This is a genomic window from Marispirochaeta aestuarii (assembly GCF_002087085.1).
GTDB classification, from domain to species: Bacteria; Spirochaetota; Spirochaetia; order JC444; family Marispirochaetaceae; genus Marispirochaeta; species Marispirochaeta aestuarii.
On sequence record NZ_MWQY01000036.1, the window covers coordinates 1 to 17,441 of the forward strand.

14 protein-coding genes are annotated in these 17,441 nt (G+C 51.2%); 11 read left to right on the forward strand and 3 right to left on the reverse strand.

Features of this window, described 5'->3' with window-relative positions:
* The first annotated feature begins 134 nt into the window (after positions 1 to 134).
* Genes B4O97_RS18550 through B4O97_RS18560 form a run of 3 tightly spaced genes read left to right on the forward strand, consistent with a single transcriptional unit; the run spans position 135 to position 3,838 of the window.
* Positions 135 to 2,780 (forward strand): valine--tRNA ligase, encoded by a 2,646-nt coding sequence (locus B4O97_RS18550; RefSeq protein ID WP_083053017.1) that lies wholly within the window; start codon positions 135 to 137, stop codon positions 2,778 to 2,780.
* A gap of 21 nt (positions 2,781 to 2,801) precedes the next feature.
* Positions 2,802 to 3,287, forward strand: coding sequence for a permease (locus B4O97_RS18555; protein ID WP_233143139.1), 486 nt, complete (start codon positions 2,802 to 2,804; stop codon positions 3,285 to 3,287).
* Positions 3,281 to 3,838, forward strand: coding sequence for a permease (locus B4O97_RS18560; RefSeq protein ID WP_083053018.1), 558 nt, complete (start codon positions 3,281 to 3,283; stop codon positions 3,836 to 3,838). Before B4O97_RS18555 ends, B4O97_RS18560 begins: the two co-directional genes overlap by 7 nt.
* Positions 3,839 to 3,858: 20 nt before the next feature.
* Here the strand turns inward: B4O97_RS18560 and B4O97_RS18565 are convergent, their stop codons facing one another.
* Positions 3,859 to 4,989, reverse strand: a complete 1,131-nt coding sequence (locus B4O97_RS18565; RefSeq protein WP_083053019.1) for a GGDEF domain-containing protein — start codon at positions 4,987 to 4,989, stop codon at positions 3,859 to 3,861.
* Positions 4,990 to 5,135: 146 nt separating this feature from the next.
* Here B4O97_RS18565 and B4O97_RS18570 point away from each other — a divergent pair, with 146 nt between their 5' ends.
* The 7 genes from B4O97_RS18570 (at position 5,136) to B4O97_RS18600 (ending at position 13,358) form a co-directional block, all read left to right on the forward strand.
* On the forward strand, positions 5,136 to 6,197 hold the full coding sequence (locus tag B4O97_RS18570) for a hypothetical protein (protein ID WP_083053020.1): 1,062 nt from the start codon (positions 5,136 to 5,138) through the stop codon (positions 6,195 to 6,197).
* Positions 6,198 to 6,293: 96 nt separating this feature from the next.
* Positions 6,294 to 7,661 (forward strand): MATE family efflux transporter, encoded by a 1,368-nt coding sequence (locus B4O97_RS18575; RefSeq protein ID WP_083053021.1) that lies wholly within the window; start codon positions 6,294 to 6,296, stop codon positions 7,659 to 7,661.
* A gap of 11 nt (positions 7,662 to 7,672) precedes the next feature.
* Complete coding sequence (locus tag B4O97_RS18580; protein ID WP_083053022.1) at positions 7,673 to 10,069, forward strand: peptidase U32 family protein; 2,397 nt, start codon at positions 7,673 to 7,675, stop codon at positions 10,067 to 10,069.
* Positions 10,066 to 10,710 carry a C39 family peptidase gene (locus tag B4O97_RS18585; protein ID WP_083053023.1) on the forward strand — a complete coding sequence of 215 codons (645 nt, stop codon included), beginning with the start codon at positions 10,066 to 10,068 and terminating at the stop codon, positions 10,708 to 10,710. Before B4O97_RS18580 ends, B4O97_RS18585 begins: the two co-directional genes overlap by 4 nt.
* An 82-nt stretch (positions 10,711 to 10,792) precedes the next feature.
* Positions 10,793 to 11,242 carry a lipocalin family protein gene (locus B4O97_RS18590; RefSeq protein ID WP_233143141.1) on the forward strand — a complete coding sequence of 150 codons (450 nt, stop codon included), beginning with the start codon at positions 10,793 to 10,795 and terminating at the stop codon, positions 11,240 to 11,242.
* A gap of 104 nt (positions 11,243 to 11,346) precedes the next feature.
* Entirely contained in the window at positions 11,347 to 12,843 is a 1,497-nt protein-coding gene (locus B4O97_RS18595) for a phytoene desaturase family protein (protein ID WP_083053024.1), read from the forward strand.
* A 206-nt stretch (positions 12,844 to 13,049) separates the two neighbouring features.
* On the forward strand, positions 13,050 to 13,358 hold the full coding sequence (locus tag B4O97_RS18600; protein WP_143305815.1) for an EMC3/TMCO1 family protein: 309 nt from the start codon (positions 13,050 to 13,052) through the stop codon (positions 13,356 to 13,358).
* 187 nt (positions 13,359 to 13,545) lie between these two features.
* Here B4O97_RS18600 and B4O97_RS18605 read toward each other — a convergent pair whose 3' ends face one another.
* Together B4O97_RS18605 and B4O97_RS18610 are read right to left on the reverse strand one after the other, a co-directional pair.
* A complete protein-coding gene (locus tag B4O97_RS18605) occupies positions 13,546 to 14,877 on the reverse strand; it encodes an FGGY-family carbohydrate kinase (RefSeq protein ID WP_083053026.1) in 1,332 nt (443 codons plus the stop codon).
* An 8-nt stretch (positions 14,878 to 14,885) separates the two neighbouring features.
* On the reverse strand, positions 14,886 to 15,872 hold the full coding sequence (locus tag B4O97_RS18610; RefSeq protein WP_083053027.1) for a C-terminal binding protein: 987 nt from the start codon (positions 15,870 to 15,872) through the stop codon (positions 14,886 to 14,888).
* Positions 15,873 to 16,214: 342 nt separating this feature from the next.
* On the opposite strand from B4O97_RS18610, the gene B4O97_RS18615 reads away from it, so the two are divergent.
* Complete coding sequence (locus tag B4O97_RS18615; RefSeq protein ID WP_083053028.1) at positions 16,215 to 16,622, forward strand: hypothetical protein; 408 nt, start codon at positions 16,215 to 16,217, stop codon at positions 16,620 to 16,622.
* Positions 16,623 to 17,441: the final 819 nt, after the last annotated feature.

The following is a 17,441-nucleotide window of genomic DNA, read 5'->3' on the forward strand; positions in this document are numbered from 1 at the left end:
CTCCTGACCAGTCCTTCGAGCCCACTGCTTGAACTGGTTTAATGCGCTGGCCCTGCATATTATCCGGACAACTGTTGAAGAGAAGCCGCCTCTCTGGTACTATGGGCAGCATTATCAGACAACAGGAGATCTTCATGGGTACCGAAATGTTACCGAAAGCATATAATCCCAAGGATTTTGAAGACCGAATCTACGCAATGTGGGAAGAACAGAACGCCTTTGCTCCTGAGGGCGATGCCCATGAGTCCCCTTTTGTTATTGTCATTCCTCCTCCCAATGTAACCGGTGTTCTTCATATGGGGCACGGTCTTAACAACACCCTGCAGGACATCCTTATCCGATTTTACCGCATGAAGGGCGTTCCTACTCTCTGGGTTCCCGGAACGGATCACGCGGGAATAGCAACCCAGAATGTCGTGGAGCGGCGCCTGAAGGCCCGGGGGACCGGCAGGCACGAAATCGGCAGGGAGAAGTTCGTCCAGGAGACCTGGAAGGTTAAAGAGGAGCACCACGGAATAATTACCCGCCAGCTCAAGAAGATCGGCGCCTCCTGCGACTGGAGCCGGGAACGCTTTACCCTTGACGAGGGGCTCTCCAGGGCCGTACGGGAGGTCTTTGTCTCCCTCTATGAACGGGGACTGATTTACAAAGGCAATTACCTGGTCAACTGGTGCCCATCCTGCGGAACTGCCCTTGCGGATGATGAAGTTGAACACCAGGAAGCCCGCGGCCGGCTGACCTGGCTTAAATATCCCCTGGAGGACGGTTCAGGCCATATCCAGGTTGCCACCACACGGCCGGAAACCATGCTCGGCGACACCGCGGTGGCGGTGCATCCCGAGGATGAACGCTATACCCGGCTGGTGGGAAAAAATGTACGCCTTCCCCTGGCGGACCGGCTTATTCCGATCATTGCGGATGCCTACGTGGACCGTGAGTTCGGCTCCGGCGCGGTAAAGATAACCCCCGCCCACGACCCCAACGACTGGGAGATCGGAAAGCGGCATAATCTCGAGGTAATCAACGTCCTGGCGGAAGACGCCAGCATGAACGAAAACGTCCCGGAAGAGTTCCGGGGACTGCCGGTTCAGGAAGCCAGGAAAAAGGTGCTTGAGGCCCTGGACGGGCTCGGTGTGGTGGTTGATTCCAAGGAACATGTCCACCAGGTAGGCCACTGCTACCGCTGCGATACGGTTATAGAACCCTACCTGTCGGAACAGTGGTTCGTGCGTATGCGCTCCCTGGCGGACAAAGCTCTTGAAGCCTGGCGAAAGGAAGAAATCGTATTTTTCCCCAGGAAGTGGGAAAATACCTACCGCAACTGGCTGGAGGGAATACGGGACTGGTGTATCTCCCGGCAGCTCTGGTGGGGACACCGGATCCCCGTCTGGTACTGTGAGGAATGCGGCGAGACCATGGTGCTGAGGGATGACCCGGAAGCCTGTTCCAAATGCGGTTCGAAGAAGATCCGGCAGGATGAAGACGTGCTGGACACCTGGTTCTCCTCCTGGCTCTGGCCGTTCTCCACCCTCGGCTGGCCTGAAAAAACCGAAGACCTCAAGCGATTTTATCCTACCACCGCACTGGTGACCGGTTACGATATCATCTTTTTCTGGGTTTCCCGGATGATTATGGCGGGACTTGAGTTCATGGAAAAGGTACCCTTCCGGGACATCTATATAACCGGGCTGGTCAGGGACAAACAGGGCCGCAAGATGTCCAAGTCCCTGGGCAACGGTATAGATCCCCTGGAGGTGGTCGATACCTACGGCGCGGATGCCATGCGCTTTACCCTGGTTTTCCTTGCGTCCCAGGGACAGGATATCCTCATAGACATGGACAGCTTCAAACTGGGCAGCAAGTTCGCGAACAAGATATGGAATGCCGCCCGCTTTCTGCTGATGAACATGGAGGGACGTACCCTGAAATCCCTGGAAGAGTGTGAACTGAACCAGGTTGACCTCTGGATTCTGCATCAGCTGAACGAAGCCGCAGCTACGGTAAACCGCGCCATTACCGGCTATCGCTTTAATGAAGCCGCCCAGGCTGTTTACGAGTTTTTCTGGAACGACTTCTGCGACTGGTACATCGAAGCTTCAAAACTCTCCCTCTATTCGGACGACGAGGCAGAGAGGGACCGGGCGGCAAGCCTGCTGGCGGCCATTCTGGAAGAATCCCTGAGACTGCTGCACCCCTTTGTCTCTTTCCTCACGGAAGAAATCTACCAGAAACTTCCCCTGAAGACGGGAATTCTGATCAGCGCTAAATATCCTGAATACCGCGAAGAGCGCCGCTCGGATGCTACGGTCCGGCAGTTCGGCCTGCTTCAGGACATGATCCGCGGAGTGCGGACCCTTCGCAGCGAATTTACTGTTCCTCCGGAGAAGAAAGTGAGGGTACTGGTTAAGGTCGATCCTGGTTTCCCGGCTGCCGACTTTTTTCAGAACCACAGCGCCCTGGCTAAAAATCTTATGAGTGCCTCAGAACTCGTAATCGGGGATGACATCAGCGTCGAGGAGGGCGCTATCCCTGTGGCGGGAAGCGGCTATGAGAGTTTTGTCTATATCCGGGACGCCATCGATGTGGAAGCAGAAACCGCAAAAATGGAAAAAGAGATAGGCAAGCTGATGAAGCTGATAAAATCCACCGAAGGAAAACTCTCCAACGACAAGTTTATCTCCAATGCCCCGGAAGAGGTTATTGCCAAGGAACGGGAAAAACTGAGCGAGTTTCAGGAACGGAGTACCAAGCTCTCACGCTATATCGAGGAACTGAAGTAGCCGTCGGCGCAGATTCGGGGTATGGGAATGACTACAGGCCTCTATGTCGTAACACTGGCAGTGCTGGGCATATCTTTTTGTAAAGACAGAGAAAAGACGTTCATGGCCTTGAAAAAAGCCTGGAAGGCCTTTGAGAACATCATGCCCCAGTTTCTGGGAGTTCTCATACTTACCGGGATTATGATTGCCGTGCTGAACCCGCGCCTTATATCCCGGATTATAGGGGTCGAGTCCGGCTGGGCCGGTACTGTACTGGCGGCACTGGTGGGAGCCTTGACCCTGATTCCCGGTTTTGTGGCTTTTCCTACTGCTTCCCTGCTTCTTGAGAACGGGGCCGGTTATATGCAGATTGCCGCCTTTGTCTCGGCCCTGATGATGGTGGGGGTCGTTACCTTTCCTGTGGAGATAAGCTATTTCGGAAGAAAAGCCACGGTACTCCGCAACCTTTTCGCCTTCATTTTTACCTTTCTCGTTGCCGGAATAATAGCCTGGGTGCATGCATGGTAAAGCGACTTGTCAGACGCTACCGTTTTTTTCTTACCATGCTTGTTTTGCTGATGCTGCTGTGTGCTTTTAACAGCGGTATGGCCCGCAGGGCGGTTGAGGTAAGCGTTTTCAGTGTGCGGGAGATGCTGCTTATACTACCACCCATCTTTATACTCCTTGGAATGCTCGATGTATGGGTGCCCCGGCACACCATGGTACGCTTTATGGGAAAGGAGTCAGGAATAAAGGGCGTAGTGCTTGCCGTGCTCATCGGGTCGGCGGCAGCAGGACCGCTGTACGGTGCTTTTCCGGTGGCAGCGGTTTTCCTGAAAAAAGGAGCCAGTTTTAAGAATATATTCATATTTCTCGGCGCCTGGTCGACGACCAAAATCCCCATGTTTCTTTTTGAACTGGAGGCCCTCGGCGCACCCTTCGCCCTGACCCGTATGATTGTGAACATTCCCGGAATCATAATAATCGCCCATGTGCTGACCGCGTTTCTGAACAATCATGACCGACTGGAGATTGTCCGCCGGGTGGAGATAATGAACAGGGAGCAGCCGAAGGGGTAAGAACCAGTCAATCCTGCTGATCAGACCAGAGAAAACAGCGTAACAGCGTCCACCCGGTTTCTGCCGCTCATTTTTGCCTGGTACAGGCGCATATCCGCGATCTTGAGCAGGGAGTCCAGATCGGGAAACTCCCTGAAGGATGCAATACCGAAACTGGCGGTGACTTTTTTATTGTGCTGAAATGTATACTCTCCTATGAGGAGCCTCAGGCGCTCCGCTATCCCCTCGGCATGGGGAATATCCGCTTCCGGGCATATAATAAGAAACTCTTCTCCCCCCCAGCGTCCGCAGGTGTCGACCTCCCTGATGTTTCCCGAAAGGATTGCAGAGATCTGCCTGAGAACGATATCTCCCAGGTGATGTCCGAAGGTATCGTTTATATGCTTGAAATGATCGATGTCCAGAATTATCACGGAGAAATCGGACGCATAGCGTTCCGCCCTGGCATGCACCTCCTTAAGAACGCTGTTTATATTTCTCCGGTTGTACAGATCCGTCAGTTCGTCCCGGATGGAGCGTTCCCGGAGTTCCTCGTTCTTTTTCTCGATCTCTTTTCTGTTCAGGAAGATACTTACAAAGTTGCGATAGTTCATGGCCGAGACTATCCAGGCGATGATTCCGTTGGAGCTGATATCCGCAATATAGCGGGTCGTCAGAGTTCCTGGATGATAGAGGGGAGTCAGCAGGATTATTGAGAGGCTTAGAAGGGCATACAGGAACAGCCCGTAGCCATAGGAGAGATAAAATAGAACGGCCACACCGTAGAGCACGGCAATATAGATAGTAGGAATGCGGAGCATGTCGAATTCGAAAAAGAGCAGCCGGATAAGGGCAACTCCCATTCCAAGGATTCCAAGACTGAGCTCATGGATCTTGTGGTGTATACCAATATTTTCAGGCTTATGCAGGATAAAAAAGCCGCAGACCAGGGACATCAGAAGCATGGCAAAGGCGGAGATATAATAGACGGCGTGAAGACTGGAACCTCTCCCGCTGACAAAGATTCCGTAAAAAAGCTGTTCAAAGACGAGAAACACGGAGATGATAAAAATCCGCTGATTGTTCCGCTGAAATCTGTACCCGTCAAAGTCGCTTTTAAGGTTTTCTGTAACCTGGGGGAACATCTGTGGCAAATATTTTGTAATAATCATTATCGTATTCTTTTTCAGCCATAGTACCTGTCGCGTATGAAAATATCAAGGGGAAGCCGGAATTACCTGCCCGCTGCAGGCATTTTCCTGCAGGCTGCATTATAATATAAAATGTAATGGAATGCAGAATACGTAAGGGGAGTACAATGAAAATACTGATTTCCGTAATCCTTTGTATCGGTATTTTGACCAGCATTTTTTCCCAGCAGAATGACTATAACGAATATTTTGCCAAAAAGGCCCAATTGCACATACTCGTAAACGACATTGACCTGGCAAACAAACGAATCAACGGTATCATCTCCGAACTGAGTCTCAAGGTCGATGCCATCAACATCGATAATCAGCGCCTTGTAAGTGAATATACTCTGGTTACCGACAAAGAGAAGCTGGATTCCCTTATTCAGCGCTTCGAAAACCTGGGCAGTATCGATCTTAAGAATATCGAAACCAGGAATAATATCAACGATCTGGAAGCCAATGCCTTCGAAGTGGAATATCTTGAGAGCAGAAAACTCAAGTACCAGCAGGCACTGGAACAGGTTGACCCTGAGGCTGATTCTGAAACCTATCGTTCCCTGTGGAATGAGATACGGGAAACAGAAGAGCAACTCTACCAGAAACGGAAAACCGAGATGGAGCTGCGGGATGATGTTCAAAACTCAACCCTGGTCTTCAAGGTGTCTGAGAAGACTGTTCAGTATCTGAACGATCAGGGAGACTTCCCCGATTTTATCAATATGCCGGGATTGGAAACCTTCCTCTATGTTATCGAAAATCCTGAAAAGGAGATCAGCGCAGACATCTATGCCGGTGGAGCATTGCGGTACATGTTTACCATGGGTAAATCGTTTTTTACCGTGGGAATCCTGAAACCCCTGCGCGGCCGGGACAGGGATATACAGGGGCAGGCCAATGATATTGTAACCTACAGTATCGGCAAGGATTTTTATCCCCGATATCTCGGTCAGGGAAAGAGGACCTATTTCAATCCATACAGCGGTTTTCAGCTGGGTGGAATGGTTCTAACCTCTGAAGAGGAAATCACCCATTTTTTTACCGCCGAACCCCATCTGGGACTTGAGATATTCAAGAACAAATACATCATCGTGGACTTTCGTCTGGGATATCTGTTTCCCCTGGATGAAGAGAAGGTCAAGGTTATGCGCGGCCTTACGAACAATTTCAGTGTCAACATTGTGTTCTAAAATCTGTGGAACAGTATATGCCGAGTCATAAACGTTGAATTAACGGAACAGCAAAAGACTTGATATTAAATTATTCACCCAGTATGGTAGGCCCTTATGGATAAAACCCAACGAATTGAACTCCTGCGCAGCGGCGAGATAGGCACAGCTCTTCGAACTCTGGCAATACCGGCGGCCACCGCGATGATGGTGAACGCAATTTACAATGTAGTGGATACCGCTTTTATCGGTATGCTGAACGATACCGCCGCCATAGGGGCGGCTGCCATTCTGTTCCCGATTTTCATGCTTATCGGCGCCATCGGCCTGACCTTCGGCATGGGCTCCGCCTCCCTTATTTCCCGGCAGCTGGGTGAACAGAATGTCGAGGGAGCCATAAGCACTGCCTCCACGGCTTTCTATTCTACCCTCATAATAGGCGTGACCTTCGCTATATTCGGCAATATTTACATAGAGGAGATCCTGATCCTTTTCGGAGCCACCGACACGATTCTTGACCGTGCTGTTCTGTACGGACGGATAATAATCGGCGGTTCCTTTTTCCAGATCCTCAATATGTGCATGAACAATCTGCTGAGGGCGGAAGGGGCTGCCAGGTACAGCAGTATAGCCCTGATAACCGGCGGGGTGCTGAATATCATCTTTGATCCTGTCTTTATGTTTGTTCTCGATTTCGGACTGGCCGGCGCTGCCCTGGCTACCATCAGTGCGCAGATGGTAAGTACTCTCTATCTGCTCTATTATTTTCTGAGCGACAGAGGGGTCCTGAAGATACGGCTCAGGGATTTCTCTCCCCGCCTTGGTCTGTACCGGGACATAATGACCATTGGACTTCCCACCTTTTTTCGACAGGTACTGACCAGTATTGCCATGGGTATGTTCAATAATGCAGCCGCGGCCTACGGAGACCCGGCGGTGGCGGCAATTGGAATTGTCATGCGGGTAGTCTCACTGCTCATGATGGCCATATTCGGCATCGGGCAGGGACTGCAGCCCCTGGCGGGGTATAACTTTGGCGCCCGGCAGTTCTCCCGGGTCATAGATGCCACCAAAAAAGCCCTGACCTGGAGCACTGTCTTTGCGGGGTGTATGGCAGCAGCGTTCTTTGTTTTTGCCCGCTGGATTGTGCTGGCTTTTTCCCAGGATCCGGAGGTCGTGACCCTGGGGGTACAGGCCTTTCGCTTTCTCAGTACCACCATGATCTTTGTCGGCAGCCAGGTCGTTTTCAGCACCCTCTTTCAGGCCCTGGGAAAGGGCCGCCAGGCCGGAATCCTGGCAGTCGCGCGGCAGGGAATATTCTTTATTCCTCTGGTACTGATTCTTCCCGGACTGTGGGGTCTGAACGGGGTGTTCCTGGCCCAGCCTGCGGCGGACATTCTGGCCTTTATCGTTACGGCGGTACTGGCAGCAGTGGAGATGGCTGAGCTGAAAAAGATGCGGGAAACCCGTGAGGTGAAGGAGTAACAGGATCGGCGGTGAAAAAAAATACGATTGAACTCCTTGCCCCCGGCGGAGACGCCCGGTCGGTCAAGGCCGCAATTCTTGCGGGAGCCGACGCGGTTTACCTGGGGGTAGGAGATTTTAACGCCCGCAAAAGGGCGGTAAATATTCGTCCGGAGGACCTCCCGGAGCTGTGCAGTCTGGCGCACCGGTACGGTTGCAGAATTTATCTCACCCTGAATATCCTCGCCTTCGAGGAAGAGTTTTCAGCCCTTTCGGATCTGCTTGACCGGACAGTGAGGTTCGGTATCGATGCCGTCATTATCCAGGACTATGGGCTATTGCAGCATGTCCGCCGCGCCTTTCCTGATCTGGAGATACATGCCTCCACCCAGATGACCACTCATAATACCGGACAGTTGAAGCTGCTTGCCGAAAGCGGTGTAAAACAGGTCAATTTTGCCCGGGAGCTTTCCCTGTCTGAGCTGACTGAACTGACCGCTGCAGCTCATAAAGAGGGGCTTAAGGCAGAAGTATTTGTGCACGGTGCGTACTGCGTCTCCTTTTCCGGACAGTGTTACATGTCGGGACTGCTCTACGAGAACAGCGCCAACAGGGGAGCCTGCGTTCAGCCCTGCCGCAGAGATTACAAACCTGAATCGGGAAGCAGGGGGGACGGCAGTAAGGTTCTGAACCTCAAGGACAATTCAGTTTTCTCCCGGGCGGCGGATCTTTATGCGGCAGGAGTCGATTCCCTCAAAATAGAAGGACGGATCAAGGGCTATGAGTACGTGTACAGCACCGTACTCTCCTGGAGGGAACAGCTCGACAGGGTATACGCGGGAAAAGACCCTGCCGGGAAGGATTCCCGGCTTTCCGTGGTTTTCAACCGATCCTTCAGCGACAACCTCATTCAAGGCCGACTGGGGGCCGATTCCTTTACCCCCGACAGCAGAGACCAGTCCCTGTTTCCCGCAGGACGGGTGGATGCTTACAATGCCAGGGATGGGGAGCTTATTGTTTCCCGGGACACGCAGCTTTCCACCGGGCAGAGCATTACCGTTACGGAGAACAGCGGCAGCTTTATCTGTACCGGGACCCTGGGGGAGAGTACCGGAAACCGGGGCTTCCGCTTCCGTATTGAACACAAGCTGATGGGAAAGATAAAAAAAGGCCAGCTGATTCTTGCGCAAGCACGGCTGATAGATTTTTCTGCGATAGATGACAGAATCTCCTCCATGTCTGCGGACCCGGAAAAGTTGCCCCTCGAGTTCAGTCTGCGGGGAAAAGCAGGAGAAGCCCTGGAGCTTACCGCGAGTTTCCGGGGGACAGGCGTTACTCTTGTCGCTGATGTTCTTCTCGAGAAAGCAACGGGGCATCCGACAAGTCCCGAAACGATTAAAAAGCAGCTTTCCCGCCTGGGGAATACTCCGTTTTACCTGAGTTCCTGTGATCTTGACTGCCTGGAAGGGGGCCTTTTTATTCCGCTGGCAGTACTGAACGATCTGCGCCGAAAAGCCGTTGCGGCTTTTGAAGCGGATCTGAAGGGTGAATCAGAAAAGGCAAAGCCCCTCACGCTGGTGCCCGGTGACTTGCCCGAAAGCCCACGGATAGCCCTTGCGGTGGCGGACAGGGAACAGCTGAAACAGATCCCCGACGACGGATCGGTGCTCCCGGTTTTTCAGCTCCCCGCGGACGCTGAGGTCCTGGCAGAGGTAGCGCCCCTGTTTGATGAGTACCCGGACCTGATCCCCTGGTTTCCTTCGATTCTGATAGGACCGCAATATACGGCGGCCGGCGATTTTCTTCTGCGGACAGGAGCCGGGCAGATAATAACCGACAACAGCGGAATCGCCTGCCTGGCCCGGGAACGGGGCATTCCCTGGATTGCCGGGCCATTATTGAATGCCACCAACGGTTACGCCCTGGACTTCTTCCGGCAGCACGGTGCAGCGGGGGCCTTTTGTTCTTCCGAGCTGGAGGATTCTCGCTTCGATGGTATTACTGTTCCGGCGGGGATAGAACTATGGGCGCCTTTCGCAGGGCCCGATTTCCTGATGAAGAGCCGGCACTGCATTGTACGGAACTGCAGGGACTGCGGAAAACGCGTTATGGATGCACGCTGTCTCCCGGATTGTAGCCGAAGCGCTGAAATTACGGATACACAGGGTAACGAGATCCTGGTTATCAAGAGCAGAGGAGATTACAACAGTCTCTATCGAAAGGGCCTCAGGGTTCATACCGACCGTTTAAAGGATCCCCGGGTCAGGACCTGGCTTCTTGATCTCCGGGTGCGACACAGGTCGATGCAGCCGGACTGCTCCATTCCGCAGTTTATCGAGTACGCCCAGGGTCAGATACGGGGGGCTGGAAGTTCAAAAGCTTCTCCCGGCATAATGCCCGGGAGCCCAGTGAAAGGCGGGTGCCCGTGAAAAAGCTGACGCGGGTGTCCTTTTTTCTGTTGCTGCTCTGTACGGCCTATACTCAGGGGCGTGCCGCCGAGGAGCCTGCAATTGACGTTCCCTATTATACCCAGGGCAGGGATGCCCCCTGGGCTGATGAGACACTGGGGCTTCGGTCGTCGGTTACTATTCGTACCCACGGCTGCGCCCTGACATGCATCGCCATGGTGTACTCCTATTTTACCGGAGACGACGTCAATCCTTCGATTATGAATCGCTGGCTGAAAGGGAACAACGGGTTCAAGGACGACGAAGACATAAGCGACTACTCCGGACAGGTGGTTCTTAACTGGCCGGCCCTGACCCATTACGGGGACGGCTGGGTCTACACACGTTTTAACTGGCGGGCCCTTCCGGCGGATCTGCTGCTGGTTAAATACTACCTTGGAAGGAGGATCCCCGTTATCGCCGAGGTCCTCTATAAGGGTGCACCCCATTATGTTGTGTTGACAGGCTACGGAGAGAAGGGATTTACTATGCATGACCCGGAGCAGCCCGGAGCGAAAATCTTTAACGATTTCTACAACATCCGGGACGAGCATGGTTCAGGCCCCGGGAGGAATATTTACGGAATACGGGTGCTGTATCCGAAGGGCTATGGGGATGAGTAATATGAAAAATCTGATTTATTTATTGTGTTTCTGTCCTCTTCTTTGCATATTATCGTGCCGGAGCATTCCGCCGGGGGGCCAGGTGGTACGTCCTTTCGATGCGGACAGGTATCTGGGTACCTGGTTCGAGGTAGCACGCATGGATTTCTTTTTTGAACGGGGATTGAACAATACAACCGCAACATATACCCGAAACCCTGACGGTTCAATAAAGGTCGTCAATCGAGGATATAACCCGCAGAAGGATCGCTGGAAAACGGCAGAAGGACGAGCGGTTTTTGTTGACAGCCCTAATGAGGGACGGCTCAAGGTCTCTTTTTTTGGACCCTTTTACGGTGGCTACAATATTATTGCCCTGGATGATGATTACCAGTACGCCATGGTTGCCGGCAATGACACCGATAATCTTTGGATACTGTCGCGTTCACCATCAATACCAAGCGACGTCAGAGATCGATACCTGGTGATTGCCCGGCAGGCAGGATTTGCAGTTAATGAGCTCTTGTGGATAGAGCATGACAAGTCCTCCTGATGATACCGGTTCATAGCTTGCACAGAAAAGTATGATACAAAAACCCTCGCTTCAGGAGTATACTGTAAAGAAAAAAGCGGGCCTACCGCTGCGGGGGCACTATCATGGAACGATCAATCATAATTATCGGGGCCGGGTTAACCGGTCTGGCTGCCGGATGCTACGGCCGGATGAACGGCTACAAGACGCGCATATTCGAGATGCATACCATTCCAGGAGGTGTCTGTACTGCCTGGAAGCGAAAGGGTTACACCATCGACGGAGCGGTCAACTGGGTATTGGGCACGGCCCCAGGTACGGCATTCCATCGATTCTGGCTTGAACTGGGGGCAGCCCGGAACTGGCAGGTCTACAATCACGAACGAAACCTGGACATAGAAAACAGAGAGGGCAGGGCATTCACCTTCTACACCGACGCCGATCGTCTCGAACGCGAAATGATGGAAATCGCACCGGAGGACGGCAAGCTTATCCGGGAGTTCACGGATGCAATCCGCTATGCTGCGGGTATAAATATGTCGGTGGACAAGCCGGAGGAGCTGTACAGTATCATTGACAAGCTGAAAATGATCAGGAAGCTTCCCTTACTGAGATTCATGCAGAAATGGGGCAGGAAATCCGTAAGGGATTTTGTCGCTGGACTCAAGAGCCCCTATCTAAAGGAGATGCTTCCCCTCGTCTTCGGATTCGATGCACCAATGATCATGATGATAATGATGCTCGGCTGGCAGCACGGAAAGCTGGCGGGGTACCTGATCGGCGGCGCGCTGCCTTTGGTGGAGTCGATCGAGAAGCGTTATAAAGACCTGGGCGGCGAAGTGCACTACCAGGCACGGGTGGAGAAAATCCTCGTCGAGAACGACACTGCGACGGGTATCCGTCTTTCCGACGGCACAGAGCATCGCGCCGACTGGATTATTTCTGCGGCTGACGGCAGGACAACAATTTTTGACATGCTGGACGGGCGGTATGTCGATAAGAAGATTATTGATCGATACGAGAACCCAAAACTGTTTAAGCCCCTGGTCTATGTCTCCCTGGGAGTGGACGGTATGGTCGAAGAACTGCCGGCTTCATGCGGTGGATTGACCTACCCCCTGGACCGGCCGCTGATAATTGCCGGAAAGGAACAGAAAATAATAAACGTCCGGTCCTACTGTTTTGATCCGACCCTTGCACCGAAAGGGAAAACTCTGCTCATTGTGCAGTACGAAACCGACTACGATTACTGGAAGAATCTGAAGGAGGAACCGGACAGGTATACGAAGGAGAAGGAACGAATTACCGCGGAGGTAATCGCCGGCCTGGAGCAGCGGTTTAACGGAATCACTGGGCGGATAGAAATGACCGATGTTGCCACCCCGATTACCTGGGAACGCTATACCGGTAACTGGCGCGGTTCCTACGAAGGATGGCTCTTCGATGCGGAGAGTTTTACCTCCTCCATGAGAAAGACCCTGCCGGGGCTTAAGAATTTCTACATGGCCGGACAGTGGGTCAACCCGGGGGGCGGAATCCCGACGGCTGTAATGTCGGGTAACCATACTATCCAGCTCATCTGCAGAGAGGACCACAGGAGCTTTGTTTCCAGTGAACCGTAGACTTTTCCACTTACTCGATCAATTATCGCTTTCGAGGAGCAGAGTAAAGACGTTTTAAAAACCACAACAAAGGAACAGAATCCTCAGCTGTGTCGCGCTCCTATAGTGGCCGTCGTGGTTAATCTCTCCTGAAGCACCAGCCCATCTTCCGCTGTATTTATAGTACGGAACATAGTATATTACAAAAGATGACCATGGAGTCTTTTGTGGAAATTCTTGAGCAGGAACTCGAAGAGGCGGTGGAGGTAAAGAATAAACGCTCCCTGCACCGTTATATAACCCTGCTCACGGAGAACCTTGTACGACAGGACCGGAACGAACGGGAACACTCGGAGTTCCGGGAGGCCATAATCCGCATCGATACCAGAATCGAGGAAGGCTTTAAACGCATGGACCAGCGTTTTGAGTCAATGCAGAGTTCAATGGATATGCGCTTCGACATGATGTTCAAGTTCATGACCACCGGGTTCGTCATCCTTGCTACAATGATGTCGGTTTACCAGTTTCTGGCGTAATGAAACATTAACCGCGGCATCCCCGGAAAACATGGTTACAGGTACGGAACCCTCGACTATCCCGTTTTCCTGTGGTCTCGGCATCCAATCCGCTGTGAAGCGGCAGCTGCTTCATAATAAATTGAAAAAGGGCAACCTATCTGCCGATAAGTTGCCCGTATAAAACAGTAGTCAGGCTTAATAATCCTCAAGGCTTTACATTGTTCAAATATCGTACAGCCGCAATTGCGTTTCCAAGAATCGGACAGTCATCCTTCTGTTCGAAATCAAAACCTTTAAGAAGGCGCTTTTTAAAATTGATGAAGTTCTCGCTGATGAGGCCGCCGGTAAGCTTAATTACAGGATTAAGTTTCTGAAACTCTCCGGCCAGCCGGATTGTATCGATAACCGGCTCGTGGATACCTGTGAGCAGGCTCAAAAGCATTTCATCCCGTCCGGTATCGAGGCTTAAACCGTTAAATGCTCCTTTCTTTTTTCTGAGACTCTGCCTGTCCCCCGTAAGGTAGGGTAGAAAGGTAACAGGATTCTCTGCCGGGTTCCGCTGCATGATTTCCGGAACGTAGGAACTGAAGAATTCCTCCTTGGACATTTCCCGGCAGAACTCATTCTTGAACCAGTCTATGGCAAAGCCGCCGGTGGTAATGGCGAAAATCTGCCACTGTCCGGGGTAGTAGGCATTGCGCAGGTAATATTTGCTGTTAGTGACCGGCTTATCGGACAGAATGGTGATAATTTCGCTGCTGCCGGATATGTCCAGGATATCTCCGGGATTGTTGTTACCGGCACCGACATGTGCGACTGTAGCATCATTGGTTCCCAATAATACCGGTATGCCTTCCTTCAAGCCCGTAAGCCTGGAAAACTCCCGGGACAAACCGGAAAGGACTGTACCTGCGTTGTGGATTTCCGGCAGTTTGGATTCATCGATACCGAACTGTGTGAGGATTTCCTTTGACCAGCCGCTCCATTTGGTGGTTTCATACATTGCCATCTGTGCAGCGTTTGTCGGGTCCGTTGCCCAGTGCCCGGTAAACTTTTTATACAGGTAGGTAACCAGGTGACCGATTTTACAGGTGTCGCCATAAATACCGGGCATATTCTCCTTGACCCAGAGCATCGTGGTAACGGATGCGCCGCCGGTAAACGGAAAAGTCCCGGTAATACGCTGAAACTCGTTTTCTCCCATTTCACGGATAATCTTTTTCGACTGTTCGCTGCTGCGCCGGTCAAGGTGCGTAATAATCGGATACAGGGGATTGCCATCTTTGTCCATGAAGGCGACGGAGGGTGAAAAAGTGTCGTAGGCAATCGCCTCAATCCCGTTATGGTAAGGCCCAAAGCGCTTAATACATTTCAGCATGGCAGAGAAAACATCCTCAGGGTCCAATTCTACGAAGTTCGGTTTCGGGATTTTAAAGAAATACTCTTCCTTTACAGTGTCTACGGTACGCAGGTGTTCGTCGATCAGCGAAGCTTTGATTGAAGAGGTCCCGAAATCCATGGAAAGTATGTACATCATGAACTCCTTCAGGCTTCATTAAGGTGAAGCGTATTTTTCAGTTCTCTGTTTACGAAGCATTTTGGAAAGTAACCATCCAATACCATACGGCACTGTTCTGCAGCGATTCTCTGCAAATCCTTGAGGGAGCTTTCGGAATAATACCCAACGTGAGGAGTGACGATTACATTGTCGAGTTTGTCCAGCGGACTTTTGAGCGGTATGGTTTCCACCACGTCCAGACCCGCACCGGCAATTTTTCCGTTCTTCAGAGCGTCGATTAATGCGTCTTCATCGATCAGACCGCCCCGTCCGGTGTTGATTATATAGACATTGCTTTTTACCCGGGTCAGGGCCTGCGCGTCTATCATATGCTCAGTCTGCTTGTTCAGGGGCATGTGGAGGGACAGGAAATCCGATTCCTGCAGGACTGTATCAAAGTCGACAAGCTTTACATTATTGTTTTTGGCAGTCTGCTCATCTACATAGGGATCAAAGGCTATCACCTTAAGGTTAAAAGCCTGCGCTTTTCGGGCGACCTCTCTACCGATGGATCCGAAACCGCAGATACCCAGCGTCATGCCTCGTAATCTGTTGACAGGCTTAATATGGTTATAGCTCCATTCACCGCTTTTAACCGATCTGTCCAGGGAATTAATCTTCCGGGATAATGATAAAAGCAGGGCAATGGCATGATCTGACACTTCGTCGATGCAGTAGTCGGTTACATTGGCCACAATAATGGAGTGGTCAGTGGCGGCTTCAACATCTATTGTGTCGACGCCGACGCCGTATCTGGTGATAACCTTGCATTTGGTCAGCTGCTCAATGACCTTTCTGGTTACCGGTGCATACTGATTAAGGATGGCGTCAGCGTCTTTGGCGACCTCGATTACCTCGTCTTCGGTTTTGCACTGATGGATGTGCAGAGTGAACGTATCATCCTCAAAAATCTTTTTTTCCCCATCAAAACTCGCGTATTCTCCATCGGTAATGACAATTTTAAAACTTCCCATAGATACCTCCTGTTTTTCCCCTGTGTTGTGTACCGGCCCGAATTGACCGGCAGGAATGGTGAATATTGGTATGATAGTTGAATTAATTTTGGCCGTCAATGGCTAAGCCACGTGACGTGTAAAAAAGGGTGTTGAAGCAGGGTGAGGTATACACATCTCACAAACAAGCGTGGTTCTCCGCTCTTCTGAAAAAAGAATTTTAACCACCACCCCTACAATCACAACATTAAAATAGAACCTATAAAAATGTAGTGCTTCTGCAGTGGTTAATCTCTCCTGAAGAAGCAGCGTATGTTCCGCTGTATTAATATTACAGAACATAGTATATTACAGGAGATGACCATGGAATCCTTGGCGGACATTCTGGAACAGGAACTCGAAGAAGCGGTGGAGGTAAAGAACAAACGCTCCCTGCACCGTTATATAACCCTGCTGACTGAGAATCTTGTACGACAGGATCGGAACGAACGGGAACGCTCGGAGTTCCGGGAAGCCATAATCCGTATCGATACCCGCATCGAGGAAGGCTTTAAACGCATGGATGAGCGTTTTGAAGCTATGCAACGTACGATGGATGAACGCTTCGAATCTATGCAGCGCTCGATGGACGAGCGTTTTGGTGCCGTACAGAAATCGATGGATGAGCGTTTTACATCTGTGGACAAACGTTTTGACATGATGTTCAAGTTCATGACCACAGGGTTTGTCATCCTTGCAACCATGATGTCGGTCTACCAGTTTCTGGCATGAGAAGAAGCGGAACCACGACATTCACGACAGAGGACTCTTGATTTTTCTGGGTGGTTATGGAACGGCGGATAAAGCTTCAGGACAAAAAAAGTCCCACAAAGCGGGGACTCTTCGCATCGACTGATACCTTACGGTTTCAGGACGCTTCATTTCGGCCATGAGTGAGCTTCGCTCCCTCGCGGCCCTCAATTTCAGCGCCTGATACTTTACAGTTTCAGGCGCTTCGGTTCGGGAATGACAAAGCAAGCTTTGCCATTCCGCTCACTCTACAGCGCCTGATCTCCAAGGGAGTTCAGGACGATTCATTTCGGCCATGAGTGAGCTTCGCTCACTCTCAGCGCCTGATACCTTGCGGTTTCAGTCACTTCGACTCGGAAATGTCAGAGCAGGAAGCTCTGCCATTTCACTCGTTTTCAGCGACTGATCGGAATCGAACCGACGTCATCAGCTTGGAAGGCTGTAACGTAGAGATATTAGAGATATTTAATAACTCTCAAGAGTTACATAATTCATTATATAGTAAGAAATAAACTTGTCAAGAATAATCTCGAGCTATCATAATACTTAGAAAATCGAGAGAATAGTGCTTACTCAATTGCCTACACGGGAATGTGAGCATTAAAAACTTAAGGATCTGGTAGGTGGGAAAGTCGGGGGTATTTCAGATTCTATTACTCTGAACATGCCTTCCTTATACGAATCAGATTATTGAGGTAGTTTTTCTTCTGAAAGGAAATTATGCAGTACCTTGATAACGATCGACGCTAACCCGCATTTCTCACAAATAAAATGAAAAAGAGGGCCTTTTTATGATAAATT

Bases quoted from the DNA above. Each gene is read 5' to 3' on its own strand.
- B4O97_RS18550 (WP_083053017.1), top strand. From the start codon at position 135: ATGGGTACCGAAATGTTACCGAAAGCATATAATCCCAAGGATTTTGAA.
- B4O97_RS18615 (WP_083053028.1), top strand. From the start codon at position 16,215: ATGGAATCCTTGGCGGACATTCTGGAACAGGAACTCGAAGAAGCGGTG.
- B4O97_RS18610 (WP_083053027.1), bottom strand. From the start codon at position 15,872: ATGGGAAGTTTTAAAATTGTCATTACCGATGGAGAATACGCGAGTTTT.
- B4O97_RS18555 (WP_233143139.1), top strand. From the start codon at position 2,802: ATGGGAATGACTACAGGCCTCTATGTCGTAACACTGGCAGTGCTGGGC.
- B4O97_RS18605 (WP_083053026.1), bottom strand. From the start codon at position 14,877: ATGATGTACATACTTTCCATGGATTTCGGGACCTCTTCAATCAAAGCT.
- B4O97_RS18570 (WP_083053020.1), top strand. From the start codon at position 5,136: ATGAAAATACTGATTTCCGTAATCCTTTGTATCGGTATTTTGACCAGC.
- B4O97_RS18595 (WP_083053024.1), top strand. From the start codon at position 11,347: ATGGAACGATCAATCATAATTATCGGGGCCGGGTTAACCGGTCTGGCT.
- B4O97_RS18565 (WP_083053019.1), bottom strand. From the start codon at position 4,989: ATGATTATTACAAAATATTTGCCACAGATGTTCCCCCAGGTTACAGAA.
- B4O97_RS18560 (WP_083053018.1), top strand. From the start codon at position 3,281: ATGGTAAAGCGACTTGTCAGACGCTACCGTTTTTTTCTTACCATGCTT.
- B4O97_RS18575 (WP_083053021.1), top strand. From the start codon at position 6,294: ATGGATAAAACCCAACGAATTGAACTCCTGCGCAGCGGCGAGATAGGC.